Below are 18,199 nucleotides of genomic sequence, written 5' to 3' on the forward strand. Positions count from 1 at the left end.
ATGGGGAGAATCATCGGCGAGCTCTCGAGCGTCTGTCCGGAAACCGTTGATCTCGATATTCGATTTTGGGACCTCGGTCTTCGCAGTCTACAAGTTTCAACCCTCGTATCTCTACTGTCCGAGCAAATTGGGCATAGGGTATTGCCCACCGTCGCATGGCAGCTGCGCACCCCCGCTGCACTGGTTCGACACGTCGCCTCCCTGGCCCAAGGCGGCGGCACTTCGCAACTAGCGGCTATCGACGAGGGTCAGGACCGTGTCGAGTCTCCGTTGGAACCAATCGCCATCGTCGGACTAGGCTGTCGATTCGCCGGCAGCGTCAATTCCCCCGATGCTCTATGGGCCATGCTTTGCGAAGGACGCCATGGCGTCCGCGAAGTTCCCGCCGATCGGTGGAATGCATCCCAATACCTCGACGACGACATTGGCTGTCCCGGTAAGATGACGACGCGCTGGGGCGCATTTCTCGAGAATGCTGCGAACTTCGATGCGGCTTTCTTCGGGATCTCTCCCAGGGAGGCGCGGCAGATGGACCCGCAGCAACGGCTCGCACTCGAGGTGTCGTGGGAGGCCCTCGAAGACGCCGGCATCGATCCCCGCAGCCTGCGCGGCTCTGCGGTCGGCGTGTACCTCGGCGCGATGTGGAGCGACTACGCCCGACTGACGTACGGTAACGCCGAGGCCATCGATGCGCACACGGCCACGGGTCAAGACACGTCCATCATATCGGCGCGCGTCAGCTACTTCTTGGGTCTTCAGGGCGGCAGCCTCACCGTGAACACCGCCAGTTCGTCGTCCGCGGTGGCTGTCCATCTCGCCTGTCAGAGCTTGCGCTGCGGCGAAAGCCACATGGCACTCGCCGGCGGCGTTCACCTGATGTCGTCACCGCACAGCACGGTTGCGATGAGCAAGATCGGAGCGATGAACCCCGCTGGCGAATGCCGAGCGTTCGATGCATCCGCCAACGGCTATGTACGGGGCGAAGGCGTCGGTATCATCGTACTAAAGCGTCTCCGCGATGCGGTTGCGAACGGCGATCGCATTTACTGCGTCATCCGTGGTAGCGCGGTTAACAATGATGGGTTCTCCAATGGATTGACCGCACCGAATCCCGAAGCGCAAAAAGATGTACTGGCGAAGGCGTATGCCAATGCGGGTTTGGATCCGATCAAAATCCATTATGTGGAGACACACGGATCGGGCACGATTTTGGGAGATCCGCTCGAGGCCGAGGCGCTCGGCTCCGTGCTCGGCCCCTGTCATACGGCGGAGCGGCCACTTCGAATTGGTTCGATCAAGACCAATGTTGGCCATACCGAGGCGGCGGCCGGAGTCGCAGGGCTACTGAAGGTCGCGCTTTGCCTACATCATGGGCAACTCGTCCCGAACTTGCATTTCGAGCGGCCCAATCCTTACATCGATTTCGACGAACTCCACCTCAAAGTCCAAACTGAGATTGAGGATTGGCCTTGCCCCGAGGAGCTTCCTCGCGCCGGGGTCAGCTCGTTTGGTTTCGGCGGTACCAATTGTCACATCGTGCTCGAGGCTGCACCTGCAAGCACGGCCGTTGCGATACCAGTATCAGCTCCCTCCGAGAAGGCACTCCGCCGACGACTGCTCGATGCGCTCGGGTTGTTCTCTCGCGCAAAGGGTGGGGGCCGAGCCGCCACCTTGTGTCGAGAGCTGGCCGCGCGCGATGATGGTGGCGTCTATCGTACGGTGTTGACCGCTCCAAATGCGAGCGCGATGGCCGGGGTGCTGCCCGCGCGACTATCCCTAGAATCCGCGATGGTCGGGCGGTGGGGAACTCCCCGCCCTCGCCTCGTTTTCGTGTGCCCCGGACAGGGCGCGCAGTGGTTGGGAATGGCCCGCTCGCTGCTGGCTTCGGAAGCCGTCTTTCGCGCCAACATCGCGATCTGCGAGCGCGAGGTGCAAGCGCGGTGCGGGTGGTCGCTCATGGGCGAGCTGTTGGCCGATCCGAAGCAATCTCGTTTGCAGGAAACCGATGTTTCGCAGCTTGCGATGTTCAGTATCGCGATCGCACTCGGGGAGCTATGGCGATCATGGGGAATCGAGCCCGATGCGCTCGTCGGTCACAGTGTGGGCGAGGTGGCCGCCTGCGTACTTGGCGGTGTCCTGCGAATCGACGAGGGCGTTCGAATCGTTGCTGAGCGCGCGCGGCTGGTGCGTGACAAGGTGGCACGGCGCGGCGCGATGCTGCTGGTCTCGTTGCCCGAGGGGGATATCGAGAAGACGCTTCTTCCCCTCGTGGACGAGCTGTGGATCGCCGGCAGCAATAGCCCTTCGTCCGTCTTGCTCGCGGGTTCCCTCGACGCCATCGCACGCACCGAGGCCCGCCTCCGAGATGATGGGTGGCAGTTCCGCCGTGTGAACGTGGACTTCGCGAGCCACTGCCCCGAGATGGCCCCCGTCCTCGACCCCTTGCGCGACGCCCTGCAGGGTCTATCGCCTCAGTTCGCACGAATTCCCGTTCGATCCACGGTCCGCGACGCATGGCTACGGGGCCCCGAATGTGGCCCCGATCATTGGGTCGACAACTTGCGTCAGCCGGTACGATTCCGTCATGCGGTCGAAGCGCTGGCCAACGAGGGACCAACGGTCTTCCTCGAATTGGGTCCGCATCCGGCACTGTTGGGGCCCATCGAGGATACGCTGAAGACAGGAGGCGCCACGTCATGGGGTCTGGCGTCGTGCTGGCGAGGAGAAGACGAGCGCAGCTCGTTGCTCACGACACTGGCGACCCTCTATGAGCTGGGATTCACGCCAGACTGGAGGAAAGTCCTCAGTAACAACGCCGCGTGGCAGCCGCTGCCGGCGGGACTGCTCGAAGAGGTGGAGGCCGCATTCGGCGCGCCAAACGCTGCCCAAGAAGCAGTGCTACCCCTCCCGATTCTCTTGTCGGCAAGCACCCAGGCGGCCCTGCGCGCTCAGGCCGAGAAGTTGCGCGCGCATCTTGAGCAGCGGCCCGAGATCGCCCTGGCGGATGTGGCCCATTCATTGGTCACCACGCGAGCGCAGTTCGAGCATCGCGCCGCAGTCATCGCTCGCGACCGCGCCGATCTCCTCGCGTCCCTCGCCTCGATTGCCCCGGCGGGGTCCTCCCCCAACGCACTCACTGCGCCTGTCACCGCGGACCGAAAGATTGCTCTACTGTTCTCCGGGCAGGGTACCCAGCGCCCCGAAATGGGCCGGGCGCTCTACCAAGCCTTTCCTCTCTTTCGTCTCGCCCTCGATGCTGTCTGCTCCCTTCTCGACCCCGACCTCGAGATCTCGCTCAAAGACGTCCTCTTCGCGCCTTTGGATTCCAATCTCGATTCTCGCCTTCACCAAACCGGCTTTACCCAACCCGCGCTCTTTGCTCTCGAAGTCGCGCTCTTCCGCCTTCTCGAAGCCTACGGCCTCCAGCCACACTTCCTCCTCGGTCACTCCATCGGAGAGCTCGTCGCCGCTCACGTGGCAGGAGTGCTCTCTCTCCGAGATGCTTGCTCCCTCGTCTCCGCTCGCTCTCGCCTCATGCAAGCCATCCCCTTGCACGGCGCCATGCTCGCCGTCCCCGCATCCGAGAACGAGCTGCTTCCCCTCCTCGACCCCTTTCATGGCCGCGTCTCCATCGCCGCGCTCAATTCCCCCGACTCTTCCGTCGTCGCCGGCGACCCCGATGCCGTTTCTCTCCTGGCTCGTCACTTCGAGTCCATCGGGCGCAAGGCCTCTCCTTTGCGCGTCAGCCATGCCTTCCACTCCCATCACATGGACGGAATGCTCGACGACTTCCGCCGCGTCGCACAATCGGTAACCTTTCATTCGGCGCGTATCCCCATCATCTCCAATCTCTCCGGCTCACGCGCTACCGACGACGAGCTGCGCTCCCCCGACTACTGGGTCCAACACGTCCGGCACGCCGTCCGTTTTGGACACGGAGTTCAATCGCTCTACCACGAAGGCGTCCGGACCTTCCTCGAGCTCGGCCCTCGCGCCGCCCTCTGCGCCATGGCTCAAGAGGCTCTCCCTCACGACGAAGACCTCTCGTTCATTTCCACCCTTCGTAAAGGCAAAGACGACGTCGAAAGCTTCATTACGGCACTCGCGTCCCTCCACACCTCCGGCGTCGCCCTCGACTGGAATGCCTTCTTTGCTCCACTCTCGCCCCGTCGAATTCCTCTTCCCACCTACGCTTTCCAACGCGACCGCTTCTGGCTCGACGACCCAAAAGGCCACCACGGCGATGTGGCCTCTGCGGGGCTGACGTCCGCCGACCACCCGCTGCTTGGTGCAGCGGTCACACTGGCGGAAAGCGGTGTCCTTCTCTTCACCGGCAACCTCTCCTTGGCAGAGCATCCATGGCTCGCCGATCACTGCGTTCATGGAACGGTGAGTTTACCCGGCACCACGTTCGTTGAACTCGCTCTCCTCGCCGCGCACCGCGTCGGTCTCGACGGCATCGAAGAGCTCACACTCGAGGCCCCCCTCGCTCTGCCCGAACGGGGCGCTATCGTCGTCCAATTGTCCCTCGCTCCCGGTGATGGTGCCGGACGACGTGCGCTCTCGTTTCATAGCCGCCCTCGCGACGCATCCGACGACGCACCTTGGACGCGTCATGCCAACGGCACACTGGCACCGTGCATCCCCGCGCCCTCCTTCGATCTGCGCGCCTGGCCTCCCCCTGCTGCCGTCTCCGTACCCGTCAACGGGTTCTATGAACACCTCGCCGCATCGGGGCTCGCCTACGGACCAAGCTTCCAAGGCCTGCGCGCACTCTGGCAACACGGCGACCAGCTCTTTGCCGAGGTACACCTCCCCCAAACTTCCGCCAAAGACGCCGGCCGATTTGCTCTGCACCCGGCCCTTCTCGATGCCGCGCTCCACGCCCTCACCCTGCAATCCGACTCCTGCGCTGCCATCGCGCTTCCCGTTTCCTGGTCCGGTCTCTCCGTGCGCTCCGTTGGCGCGACTTCGCTGCGTGTGTGCATCACTCCACAGCACGCTGAGAACACCGTTGCACTAACCTTTGCCGATACCGCGGGCGAGCCTGTTGGCTCCGTCCAAACACTCGAAACGCGTTCATCGACCGTCGAGCAACTGCGCGACGCTTTGGCCGCCCAGGCTCACGCGCTCTCTCTCGTGCATCCTTCCGCCCGCTCTCGCCCTCCACGTCCGCTCGCGTCCAACACCGCCACCGTTTCCTCGCTCTCCCAGCGACTCCTCGCGCTGTCTCCAACCGAGCGCGAACACACCCTGCTCGACCTCGTACGCACCGAGGCCCTCACCGTGCTCGGGCTTCCGTCGGATGCGTCCTTCGAGCCTCACCGCCCCTTCCACAAACTCGGACTCGACTCCCTCACGGCCCTCGAGTTGCGCAATCGTCTGCGTGGCGTCACCGGCCAAATCTTGCCAGTCTCCACGATCTTCAACGATAGCCTGCTCACACTCGTGAACCGTCTCGATTCGCTCCTCCTCACAACGCGAGAAGACGTTACCGCGCCTCCCTTCGTCGCGACGCTCGACCGTCGCAACGATCCGTTTCCGCTAACCCCCGTCCAAGCGGCCTATTGGGTGGGGCAAACGACATCCCATGTGCTCGGTGGAGTGGCGACCAGTCTGTACTACGAGACGGACTTCGCCGAATTGGACACGTCTCGTCTCGAGACGGCTCTGCGTCGCCTGATCGCCCATCATGACATGCTCCGGGCGATCGTACGGACCGACGGGCAGCAGCAGGTCTTGGCGCAGGTGCCGCCGTTCGAGCTCGACGTTCTCGACATTTCGCACCTGGCCGAGGACGAAGCCGAGGCACGCGCCAACGTGGTCCGCGAGGAAGTGTGGCAGCGCGCCCGGCGCTCCGATGTGTGGCCGCTCTTCGCCCTGCGCGCGACGAGGCTCCCAGGTGGGGCGGTCCGAGTGCACATCGGCATCGACATGCTCCTCGTCGACCTCCACAGCGCGTTCACCTTTGCCAGGGACCTTCTGCAGCTCTACGCCCATCCCGAGCGCGTTCTCGCACCACTGCAGGTCACGTTTCGCGATTATGTGCTCTGGATGCGCAGCCTTGCCGGATCGCCGGCGCTGGAACGGGCCCGCACCTATTGGGTCGAACGCGTCGATGATCTGCCTCCGCCACCGGAGCTTCCGCTGGCGGTAAGCCCGGACTCGCTCGGAGTTCCGTCGTTCAAGCGCCATCCCGGTTGCTTGGACGCCCAAACCTGGAAGCAGCTCAAAGCGCGCGCTAGTTCATTTGGGCTATCGCCCTCGGCGATTCTTCTTGCTGCATTCGCCGAAGTGGTCGGCGCGTGGAGCCGTCGCAATCGTTTCACGCTGAATCTTACGCTGTTCCAGCGACCCGAGATTCACCCCCAGCTTCGCGCAGTCATTGGAGACTTCACTTCGCTTGCGCTCGTCGAGATCGATCTCGGGCAGGAAACCACGTTTGCCGACCGTGCACGGCGCCATCAGAAACAGATGCACGACGATCTGGATCATCACCTTTTGGATGGCGTGGACGTCATGCGCGAGGTGTTCAACCGGCGTGGCGACCGAACCGGTTTCCCGGTGGTGTTCACGAGCGGCATCGGGCTGTCGAATGTGACGCAACTCGAATATCCGCCCGGTCTCGAGCCGATCGGCAAGTCCTGTATCAAAACCCAAACACCCCAAGTGTGGCTCGATCATCAGGTGATCGAGACCGACGAAGGACTTTTCTACAACTGGGACGTCGTGGAAGGGTTGTTCCTTCCAGGTGTGATCGCGGCCATGTCGGACGCGTACAGCCGCCTGCTGAACGGGCTGGCGGCTTCGGACGACGTCTTCACGTCGCGGGATGCGCTTCTGCACCTGCCATCCGAACAGCTCGAACGGCGCGCAGCCGTCAATGCCACGAGAGCTCCTGCGCCGCTCGGGTTCCTGCACTCTCCGCTCGACCGACAGGCGCGAGAACGGCCGGACGCCATGGCGGTGATCGATGTCGACCGCCGCCTCACGTACGCGGAGTTGACGGGCCTGGCGCGACGGGTAGCGCGCCGGTTGCGCGAGGTCGGTGTCCGTCGCGACGAGCTGGTCGCTATCGTGATGGACAAGGGGTGGGCCCAGATCGTGGGTGCCCTTGCGGTTCTCTACGCAGGCGGCGCCTATCTGCCCATCGCCGCCGAGCTACCCCTCGCTCGCCGGCGCGAGCTCATGTCGCTCGGTCATGTTCGATTTGCACTCACGCAGCAAGCGGTGCGCGCGGCGCATTGGCCCGAGATGGACGACGTGCAGACTTTCGTCATCGATGCCGAAGGACCCTGGCTCGCCCTTCCGGATGCTCCACTCGAGCCCCTCGGCACGCCGGACGACCTTGCCTACGTGATCTTTACGTCGGGCTCCACCGGGGTTCCCAAAGGTGTGGCCATCGAACACCGCGCAGCGCTCAACACCGTCGTCGACATGAACGAACGCTTCGCCATCACCGAGCGAGACCGCGTCCTCGGGATCTCGTCGCTCTCGTTCGACCTATCCGTGTGGGACATCTTCGGAGTGCTCGGTGCGGGGGGCACCCTCGTTCTGCCCGAGCCGAGATCCATGCGAGATCCCGAGCGATGGGTCGCGTGGCTCCAGGCGGAAGGGATCACCGTGTGGAACTCGGTACCGACGCTCTTGCAGATGCTGGTGGAGCACGCACGCAGCCGCGGGGACCACCTTCCGCGTAGCCTCCGATTGAGCCTGCTCTCTGGGGATTGGATTCCCGTCGCCCTCCCCGACGCGGTTCGCGCACTCCTTCCCGATTGCCAGGTGATCAGCCTCGGAGGCGCCACCGAGGCGTCCATTTGGTCCATCACGTATCCCATCGAGTCGGTGAATCCGGATTGGACGAGCATTCCTTATGGGCGCCCGATGCAGAACCAAACGTTTCACGTTCTCGATGACCAACTGCGACCCCGGCCCGACTTCGTCACCGGTGAACTCTTCATCGGCGGCATCGGACTCGCCCGCGAGTACTACGGAGATCCCGCACGAACCGCGGAGCGGTTTTTCGTCCATCCGCGTACCGGAGAGCGACTCTACCGAACTGGAGATCTCGGTCGGTACCTGCCGAGCGGAGACATCGAGTTTCTCGGACGGGACGACGGTCAGGTCAAAATCAGCGGTCATCGCGTCGAGCTCGGTGAAATCCAGGCTCGACTCGAACAGAATCCGCTCGTGCAGCGGGCATTCGTCAGTACCGTCGGAGATCCACGCGGTGCTCGACAATTGGCTGCCTACGTGGTCTTGCGGCGTGATACGGAATCATCGAGCGATTCCGAGATCGGGCCGGAGCTAATTCGCACTTGGCTGCGCCGAGATCTTCCGACGTACATGGTCCCCGCACACGTCCTCGTGTTGGACGCTTTACCGCTAACCTCGAATGGGAAGATCGATCGCGGCGCCCTGCCCAATCCAATAGCCGCTTCCGTGCAGTCCACGGTGAAGTTGGATGAACGTGACGATTTACTGAACCTCGTGAACGAGGAAGCGGCAGCGGTGCTCGAACTGCATCCTTCGTCGTGTCTGGATTCGAATCGTCCCCTCGCCGAGCTGGGACTTACATCGCTCGCAGCGCAGCAACTGCGCAATCGATTGGAAAAAGCCACGGGGTTCAAATTGCCTGCTACGCTGGTATTCGATCATCCCACGACCGCGGCGCTTGCACGTAAACTCCAGGCATACCGTGGCCGGCAAGCGGCTCCCGATCCGATCCAGAAATTGCTAACCGTCATGGGGCACCTGGAGACGCTCCTCGAGGAGGTCCGAGATGACGAGCGCGCGGGCGACGCGCTCACGGTCCGCCTGAAGGATATCTTGTCCAACTGGCTGCGGACGCGAGCCGCACCTTCCGATGAACCGGAGGCGGTCGGTCGTGATCAATTGCTTGCGATGGTGCAACGGCGCCTCGGCATCGTGGAAAACGGAGATATCCAATGAGCGAACAAGAGCTTTTGCAACATTTGCAGCAGCTTCTCTCCGAGTTGCACCGTTCCGATAGGCGCCTGGCCGATACCGAATCGCGGTTGCGTGACTCCGAATCCAAAGCGCACGAGCCGATTGCCATCGTGTCGATGAGTTGTCGTTTTCCCGGTGGCGTTCGCACGCCGGAAGATCTCTGGCAACTTTTGCTCGATGGCCAAGACGCCATATCCCCCTTCCCCGTCAATCGTGGTTGGGAGCCATCGATCCAGGGCCATTCCGGTCACGAGGGAGGCTTTCTTCACGACGCCGCCGACTTCGACCCACATTTCTTCGGCATCAGCCCTCGCGAGACCCTCGCCCTCGATCCCCAGCAACGCCTCTTGCTCGAAACCTCGTGGGAACTTCTCGAGCGCGCGGGCATTACGCCTTCTTCGCTTCAGGGGAGTCTCACCGGCGTCTTCGTCGGCATCAGCTACAACGACTACGGCGCTCGACTGGATCCATCGGCGGACTCCCTCGAGGATCTGAAAGGATACATCGGCACCGGCAGCTACGCGAGCGTTGCCTCCGGGCGTATCGCCTACACGTTCGGCTTCCAAGGCCCCGCCATCAGCGTCGATACCGCCTGCAGCTCGTCCCTGGTTTGCGTCCATCTCGCCTCCCAAGCGCTGCGCAATGGCGAGTGTTCACTCGCTCTCGCCGGCGGCGTCACCGTCATGTCCACGCCCACCACGTTCGTGGTGATTGATTCCGAGAGCGCAGGCGCCCCCGATGGGCGCTGCAAGTCCTTCTCCGCCGATGCCAATGGCGCGGGTTGGGGCGAGGGCGTGGGCATGCTCTTGCTCGAGCGCCTCTCCGACGCACTCGAGAACGGGCACTCCGTCTTGGCATTGGTCAAAGGGTCCGCCGTCAACCAAGACGGCCGCAGCCAGGGACTCACGGCCCCCAATGGGCCCTCTCAAGAGCGCGTCATTCAGCAAGCTCTCGATTCCGCTCGCCTCTCTCCCCAAGATGTCGATGCGGTCGAGGCTCACGGGACGGGCACCTCTTTGGGCGACCCCATCGAGGCCCACGCGCTTCTCGCGACCTACGGGCAGGCTCATTCCAAAGACAAACCACTCTGGCTCGGGAGCCTCAAGTCCAACGTCGGTCATCCGCAGGCGGCCGCAGGCGTCGGCGGGGTCATCAAGATGGTCCTCGCCCTTCAGAACGAGCTCTTGCCAAGGACCCTTCACGCTGAAAATCCTTCCCCGCACATCGATTGGTCTTCCGGCTCCCTCCGCCTCCTCAACGAGCCCGTTCCATGGGCCGCCAACGGGCAACCGCGTCGGGCCGCCGTCTCTTCCTTCGGCGTCTCCGGCACCAACGCCCACCTCATTCTCGAGGAAGCCCCACGGCTCGATAGCTCACTCGCTTCCGAGGCCTCGGATCGATCCGTGTCACAGCCCCTCCCCGTGCTCCTCTCGGCCAAGAGTGAGACGGGCTTGCGCGCGCAGGCCGAGCGGCTCCGAGATCATCTCCTCGCGCATCCGGAGCTCGAGCTTTCGGACGTCGCCTATTCCCTGGCGACCACGCGGCACCACTTCGACCACCGCGCCGCCCTCGTCGCGCGCGACCGCGACCAGCTCCTCGATTCCCTCCAATCCGTCGCTCTCGCTCGAACCACCCACGACGCCGTTCTCGGCTGCAGCTCCGCCAATGGCAAAGTCGTTTTCGTCTTCCCGGGTCAAGGGTCCCAGTGGGACGGCATGGCCCGAGCCCTGCTCCAATCGTCGCCCGTCTTCGCCACAACGCTCGAGGCCTGCGACCGCGCGTTCGCCTCTCACCTCTCCTTCTCGCTTCTTCCTTTCCTGCGCGGCGAACTCGGCTCCGATTGGCTCGATCGTGTCGACGTCATCCAGCCCGCTCTCTTCGCCGTCATGGTCTCCTTGGCCGCCTTGTGGCGATCCTTCGGCATCGCCCCCGACGCCGTCGTCGGGCATAGCCAGGGTGAAGTCGCGGCTGCCTTCGTCGCGGGTGCTCTTTCTCTCGACGACGCCGCCAAGATCATCGCTCTGCGAAGCCGCGCTCTGGTGCGCTTCGTCGGCCTCGGAAGCATGGCCGCGGTCGAACTTCCGCGCGCCCAGCTCGAGCCCTACCTTGCTCCGTTCGGTCACCGCGTCGCCGTTGCCGCCGTCAACAGTCCCCATGCCACCACCGTTGCCGGCGAGCCCGACGCCATCGACGCCTTGCTTCGCGAACTCGAGACTCGTCAGGTTTTCGCGCTGAAGCTCCGCGCCGACGTGGCTTCTCACTCCGTCCAAATCGACTCCATGCGCGGGCAGCTTTTGCGGGAGCTCGGCGACATTCGGCCCCAAAGGGCCATCGTACCCTTCTACTCCACCGTCACCGGCACGCGGCTCGATGGCTCCGAACTCGATGCCGCCTATTGGTTCGACAACATTCGCCGCCCCGTGCTCTTCGGCGATGCCACCCTGAGGCTCCTCGAAGAGGAGCATCGCTTCTTCGTGGAGGTGAGCCCGCATCCCGTGCTCATGCTGCCCTTGCGAGAGACGTTCGAAGCCTCCTCGAGCGAGGCGGCGGTCGCCGTGGGCTCTCTCTGGCAAGACGAAGGCGAGCTCGAGCGCCTGCTGCTCTCCCTCGGCGAACTCCACACGGCCGGCGTTGCGCTCGACTGGTCTGCCTTCTTCGTTCCCTATGCTCCGCAACGCGTTTCCTTGCCCACGTACGCCTTTCAGCGCGAGCGCTTCTGGCTAGAGAATACGGCCCAACGCGCCGATGTGCTTTCCATCGGCCAATCGTCCGCGGAGCATCCGCTCCTCGGTGCAGCCATCTCGCTTGCGCAAAACGATGGGCTCTTGTTCACGGGAAAGCTCTCGCTCGCCGAGCATCCCTGGCTCGCCGGGCATGCGGTTTTCGGTTCTGCGATTTTGCCGGGCACGGCGTTCGTCGAGCTCGCACTTCTCGCCGCTCACCGCGTCGGGCTCGAGCACATCGAGGAGCTGACCCTCGAAGCGGCTCTCTCTCTTCCCGCTCCTCCCGAAAGCGGCGAGGTCCTGATTCAGATGTCCGTCGGTCCGCTCGACGATACCGGTCGACGGGCCTTGAGCATCCATGGGCGCGCCCGCGATGCTTCGGACGATGTGCCCTGGACGTGCCATGCCCGTGCCACGCTCGCTCCCAGCAGCGGCGAATCCATGGGCTTCGACCTACGCGCCTGGCCGCCTCCGGGGGCCGTCCCCGTTCCGATCGATGGGCTCTACGAAACGCTTGCAGCTTTCGAGGTCGCCTATGGTCCCGATTTTCGGGGTCTTCGCGCGGTTTGGAAACGTGGCGACGAGATTTTTGCCGAGGCCACGCTCCCGCAAAGCCTTGCCAACGAGGCTTCCCGCTACGCGCTTCATCCTGCCCTCCTCGACGCTGCGTTGCATGCGCTCATCGCCAGCTCGGCCGAGGACGTCCAGATCGCGATGCCCTTCTCGTGGAACGACGTCTCCCTGCGCACCGTGGGAGCCTCGACGATCCGCGTGTGCTATCGGCAAGGAGAAGGCGGCGTCTCCCTCGCGATCGCCGATGCCATGGGCGGGCCGGTCGCCTTCGTCGAATCCCTTGTCTCGCGCCCCGTCTCGCGCGAGCAACTGCGCGGGGCCCTCGATGCCCATCGCGATGCACTGCATCACGTCGCTTGGACTCCGCTGCCCAGTGATTCGCCCGCGACCTCGCCGACCGTCGTCTGGGCTCTTCTCGGGACCGATGGCGTCGACCCGGCGCTCCGGGTCCAACGCTATTCCGACCTCGATGCGCTGAAGCACGCGCTCGACCAAGGTGCCTCCGCGCCCGATGGGGTTCTCGTTCCCTTCATCGCCCCCAAGAACACGGACGTGGTTGCAGGTACCCACCAAGCGACCGCGCTGGCGCTCGCCCTTTTGCAGGCCTGGGTGAACGACGAGCGCCTCGCGTCGACTCCGCTCGTGTTTCTCACGTGTCGCGCCATCGCCACCCATCCCGACGAAGACGTTTTCGATCTCGCTCACGCGCCCCTCTGGGGCCTCGTCCGATCCGCCCAGATTGAATACCCCGATCTGCCGATCTTCCTCCTCGACTCCGACCAACACGCCGCGTTCCAGCCCGACGTCTTCGCCTCTCTTGCCGTCGACGACAAGCAGCTCGCTCTGCGCAACGGACAGCGCCTCGTTCCTCGATTGATGCGCCTGCGTCAGGTGGTCTCCGCATCTCCCCGGGCCATGCATCCCGAAGGCACGGTGCTCATCACTGGCGCCACCGGCACGCTCGGCGCTTTGCTCGCTAGGCATCTGGTGGAGAATCATGCCGTCAAGCACCTGCTCCTGACCTCCCGGAAAGGGCCCGCTGCGCCTGGTGCCGAGGAGCTGCGACGCCAGCTCGAAGACGCCGGCGCCTCCGTCACGCTCGCGGCGTGCGACGTCGCCGATCGCTCCGCGCTGCAAGCGCTGTTGGACAGCGTTCCCGACGCCCATCCCCTCACGGCGGTCGTCCACGCCGCCGTCGTCATCGACGATGCGGTTCTCTCGGGCATGACCCCCGAACGCATCGACCGGGTCTTTGCCCCCAAGGTGGATGCCGCCTGGCACTTGCACGAGCTCACCAAGGACAAGGAGCTCTCCGCTTTCGTGTTCTACTCCTCGCTCGCAGGCATTCTCGGAGGTGCGGGAGTAGCCAACTATGCGGCCGCCAATGCCTTCCTCGACGCCCTGGCACAGCGTCGCCATGCCATGGGACTGCCCGCTTCCTCCCTGGCGTGGGGCTTTTGGGCTGATAGGTCTGGCATCAGCGCCCACTTCGTCGACGCCGATATCGCCCGCATGCGGCGCGGAGGCATCCTCCCCATGCCGGCCGAAAAGGGGCTTGCGTTTTTCGATAAGGCCCTTGCTCGCTCCGAGCCCGCACTCGTCACCGCTCTCCTCGATCGCGCGGCGCTCCACGCCAACGCTTCGTTCCTCCCGTCGCTCTTCCGAGGCCTCATTCACGCGCGCGCCGCTCGACCTGCAGCGGCTCGGGCCTCCGCGTCCTCGCTCGCCCAGCGTCTGCTCGCGCTCTCGCCCGCCGAGCAAAATGCGTTCGTGCTCGATCTCGTCCGCACCGAGGCGGCGACGGTCCTTGGACTTGCGGCCCCGGGTGAGCTCGAGGCGAATCGCCCGCTGCAGGGGCTCGGTCTCGATTCCCATATGGCCGTCGAGCTCCGCAACCGGCTCGCTGCGGCCACCGGTTTGAAACTCCAAACCACGCTCCTCTTCGACTACCCCACGCCTTTGGCCCTCTCGCGCTTCCTGGCGACGCTCGTCCTCGGACGCATCGCCGAGCAGCCCGCGGTGCGGCTCGAAGCCGCTTCGGACCAAGAGCCCATCGCCATCGTCGCCATGAGTTGCCGCTTCCCGGGCGGCGTCTCTTCGCCGGAAGATCTCTGGAGCCTGGTGCGTGAAGGTCACGACGCCATCTCCGCCTTTCCTCGGGATCGTGGCTGGGATCTCGATGCGCTCGACGAGACCGCCGCTCACCGTGCCCATGAGGGCGGCTTCCTCTTCGAGGTGGATCGCTTCGACCCTGCGTTCTTCGGCATCAGTCCGCGCGAAACCCTCGCACTCGATCCTCAGCAGCGGCTTTTGCTCGAGATTACCTGGGAAGCGCTGGAGCGGGCAGGCATCGATCCCGCATCGCTCCACGCAAGCCCCACGGGCGTCTTCGTCGGCATCATCCAGGGTGAGTACACCAGCCGGCTCGGACCATACGCCGCGTCCCTCAAAGAGATAAGAGATTACGTCGGCACGGGCAACACGGCCAGCGTCGCCTCGGGGCGCATTGCCTATACCTTGGGCTTGGAAGGTCCCGCGCTCAGCGTGGACACCGCCTGCTCCTCTTCGCTCGTCGCGGTTCATCTCGCCTGCCAAGCGCTCCGTCACGGTGAATGTTCTCTCGCCCTCGCGGGTGGCGTCACGGTCATGGCCACTCCGGGCCTCTTCGTGATGATGGATTCCGAGAGCGCAGGCGCGCCCGATGGTCGCTGCAAATCCTTCTCCGCCGAGGCCAATGGTGCGGGATGGGCGGAGGGCGCGGGCATGTTGCTCCTCGAGAAGTTCTCCGACGCTCTACGCAATGGGCACCCCGTCCTCGCCCTCATCAAGGGCTCCGCCGTCAATCAAGACGGCAAGAGCCAAGGACTCACCGCCCCCAATGGCCCCGCCCAAGAGCGCGTCATTCGGCAGGCGCTCGCCAGTGCTTGCCTCTCTCCCCAAGACGTCGATGCCGTCGAAGCCCACGGGACCGGCACCACCTTGGGCGATCCCATCGAAGCCCACGCACTTCTCGCCACCTACGGGCAGGCCCATTCCGAAGACCATCCTCTTTGGCTCGGGAGCCTCAAGTCCAACATCGGCCATACGCAGGCAGCCGCCGGCGTCGGCGGCGTCATCAAGATGGTCCTCGCCCTTCAGAATGGGCTCTTGCCGAAGACCCTTCACGCCGAAACTCCATCTCCGCACATCGATTGGGCTTCCGGCTTCGTCCGACTGCTCAACGAGCCCGTTCCCTGGGTCGCGAAGGGGCGGCGTCGCCGCGCGGCCGTCTCCTCCTTCGGCATCTCCGGCACGAACGCCCACCTCATTCTCGAAGAAGCCCCACACCTCGAGAGCTCGCTCGCGCCCGAGGCGTCCTCGGCACCCGTACCCCAGCCTTTGCCTTTGCTCCTGTCGGCCAAGTCCGAGACGGCCTTGCGGGCACAGGCCGAACGGCTCCGTGAGCATCTGCTCGAGCATCCCGATGTCGGCCTCCACGACGTCGCCTATTCCCTCGCCACCTCGCGCCATCACTTCGAGCATCGCGCTGCGCTCGTCGCGCGCGACCGCGACCAGCTGCTCGTTTCCCTCCAAGCCGTCGCTCTCGCTCAATCCACACACGACGCCGTCCTCGGCCGTGGTGACACCGGTAGCAATATCGTCTTCGTCTTCCCTGGCCAAGGTTCCCAATGGGACGGCATGGCCCGCTCCCTGCTCGAGACGTCCGCGCCCTTCCGAGAGCAACTCGAAGCCTGCGATCGAGCACTCGCGCCGCATCTCTCGTTCTCTCTTCTTCCTTTTCTGCGCGGGGAGCTCGGCTCCGACTGGCTCGATCGCATCGACGTCATCCAGCCTGCTCTCTTCGCCGTCATGGTCTCCTTGGCCGCCTTGTGGCGATCCTTCGGCATCGTCCCCGACGCCGTCGTCGGCCATAGCCAAGGTGAAGTCGCTGCGGCCTTCGTCGCCGGAGCGCTCTCGCTCGAAGACGCCGCAACGATCGTCGCGGTCCGCAGCCGCGCACTCGTCAAACTCGCGGGGCTTGGCGCGATGGCGGCCATCGAGCGGGGCCTCGACACCCTCGAACCGCTCCTCGCTCCCTTCGGACCGCGCATCGCCGTCGCGGCCATCAACAGCGCGCATGCCACCCTCGTCTCTGGCGACGTCGAGGCCATCGATGCCCTCCTCCAAGTACTTGCCGATGCTCGGATCTTCGCCCGCAAAGTCCGGGTCGACTACGCCTCCCACTGCGCCCACGTGGAGGCCATCCAGGACGAGCTGCTCGAAAAGCTCGCTCCCATCACGCCGCGCGCGGCCAGCATCCCTCTTTATTCGACGGTCACGGCCACCACGGTCGAGGGTCGTGAGCTCGGCGCGGCCTATTGGTACCAAAATCTCCGCCAAACGGTGCGCTTTGCGGAGGCCACGGAAAAGCTTCTCGAGGACGAGCATCGTTTCTTCGTGGAGGTGAGCCCCCATCCCGTCCTCAACGTGCCCCTGCTCGCGTCCCTCGAGCGCTCGGTCACGGAGGGCAGTGTCGTCCCCTCGCTCCGTCGCGACCAAGGCGATCTCACTCGCTTCCTTCTCTCGCTCGGGGAGCTCTACGCACGTGGGTGCTCGCTGGATGGGCGCCTCATCGCGCCAAATGGGCGTCGCGTGCCCTTGCCCACGTACGCCTTCCAGCGTGAGCGCTTCTGGCTCGAGAGCACGGTCCAACGCATCGACGTCCATTCCATCGGCCAGTCGTCGGCGGAGCATCCGCTCCTCGGTGCCGCCATCCCGCTCGCGCAGAACGATGGGTTCTTGTTCACGGGAAAGCTTTCACTCACCGAGCACCCCTGGCTCGCCGGGCATGCGGTCTTCGGCTCGGTGCTCTTCCCCGGCACGGGCTTCGTCGAGCTCGCACTTCTCGCCGCTCACCGCGTCGGCCTCGAGCATCTCGAAGAACTGACCCTCGAAACGGCCCTCTCGCTTCCTGAGAGCGGAGCGGTCCTGATTCAGATGTCCGTAGGCCCTCTCGACGATGCCGGTCGACGGCCCTTGACCATCCATGGGCGCGCGCGCGATGCCACCGACGATGTGCCCTGGATCTGCCATGCTCGCGCCACGCTTGCTACCAGAACGCCCGAACCCACGGACTTCGACCTTCGTGCCTGGCCCCCTCCGGGTGCCGTCCCCGTTCCGATCGAAGGGCTGTACGAAACGCTCGCAGCTTCCGGGCTCGCGTACGGTCCAGATTTTCAGGGTCTTCGCGCGGTTTGGAAACGAGACGACCAGCTCTTTGCCGAAGCCACACTGCCCGAAACCATCGCCAAGGAAGCCTCGCGCTACGCGCTTCATCCCGCCCTCCTCGACGCTGCTCTTCACGTACTTGCGGTGCACGCGAATGCAGCTCATTCGGGCGATGTCGCACTGCCTTTCTCGTGGAACGATGTCTCCCTGCGGACCGTGGGAGCCTGCACACTCCGGCTGCGCCTTCAGCAAGGTGAAGGCTCCGTCTCGCTCGCCATCGCCGATGCCACGGGCGAGCCCGTCGCCTTCATCGAGTCCCTTACGTCACGCCCGGTTTCCGCCGAGCATTTGCGCGGGGCACGCGATGCCCACCGCGATGCACTGCTTCAGGTCGCCTGGACTCCGCTGGCAGGTGCGTCCCCCGCGAGCCCGCCCAAGTCTTTGGCTTGGGCACTCCTCGGAACGGGCGACGTCGAGCCGGCGCTGCAGGTCGAACGTTATGCCGATCTCGATGCGCTAAGGCACGCGATCCACCAAGGTGCCTCCGCGCCCGAGGGTGTCGTCGTTCCCTTCATGGCGCCGACAACCACGGACGTGCTTGCAGACGCGCACGAAGCGACTTCCCGCGCCCTCGTCCTTTTGCAGGCCTGGGCGAACGACGAGCGCCTCGCCTCCACGCCACTCGTGTTTCTCACGTGCCGGGCCATGGCCACCCACGCCGACGA

2 protein-coding genes (1 of these 2 only partly in view) are annotated in these 18,199 nt (G+C 64.6%); both read left to right on the forward strand.

The features are described 5' to 3' along the window. Positions 1 to 8,952 carry an amino acid adenylation domain-containing protein gene (locus tag LVJ94_21615; GenBank protein ID WXB09816.1) on the forward strand — a complete coding sequence of 2,984 codons (8,952 nt, stop codon included), beginning with the start codon at positions 1 to 3 and terminating at the stop codon, positions 8,950 to 8,952. After that, positions 8,949 to 18,199, forward strand: partial view of an SDR family NAD(P)-dependent oxidoreductase gene (locus tag LVJ94_21620; protein ID WXB09817.1) — the 5' end (the start) only. It continues 18,307 nt past the right edge of the window; only the first 9,251 of its 27,558 coding nucleotides appear in the window; the start codon lies at positions 8,949 to 8,951; its stop codon lies beyond the right edge, outside the window. The genes LVJ94_21615 and LVJ94_21620 overlap by 4 nt, the downstream gene beginning before the upstream one ends.

The organism is Sorangiineae bacterium MSr11367 (assembly GCA_037157805.1).
Taxonomy (GTDB): Bacteria; Myxococcota_A; Polyangia; order Polyangiales; family Polyangiaceae; genus Pendulispora; species Pendulispora rubella.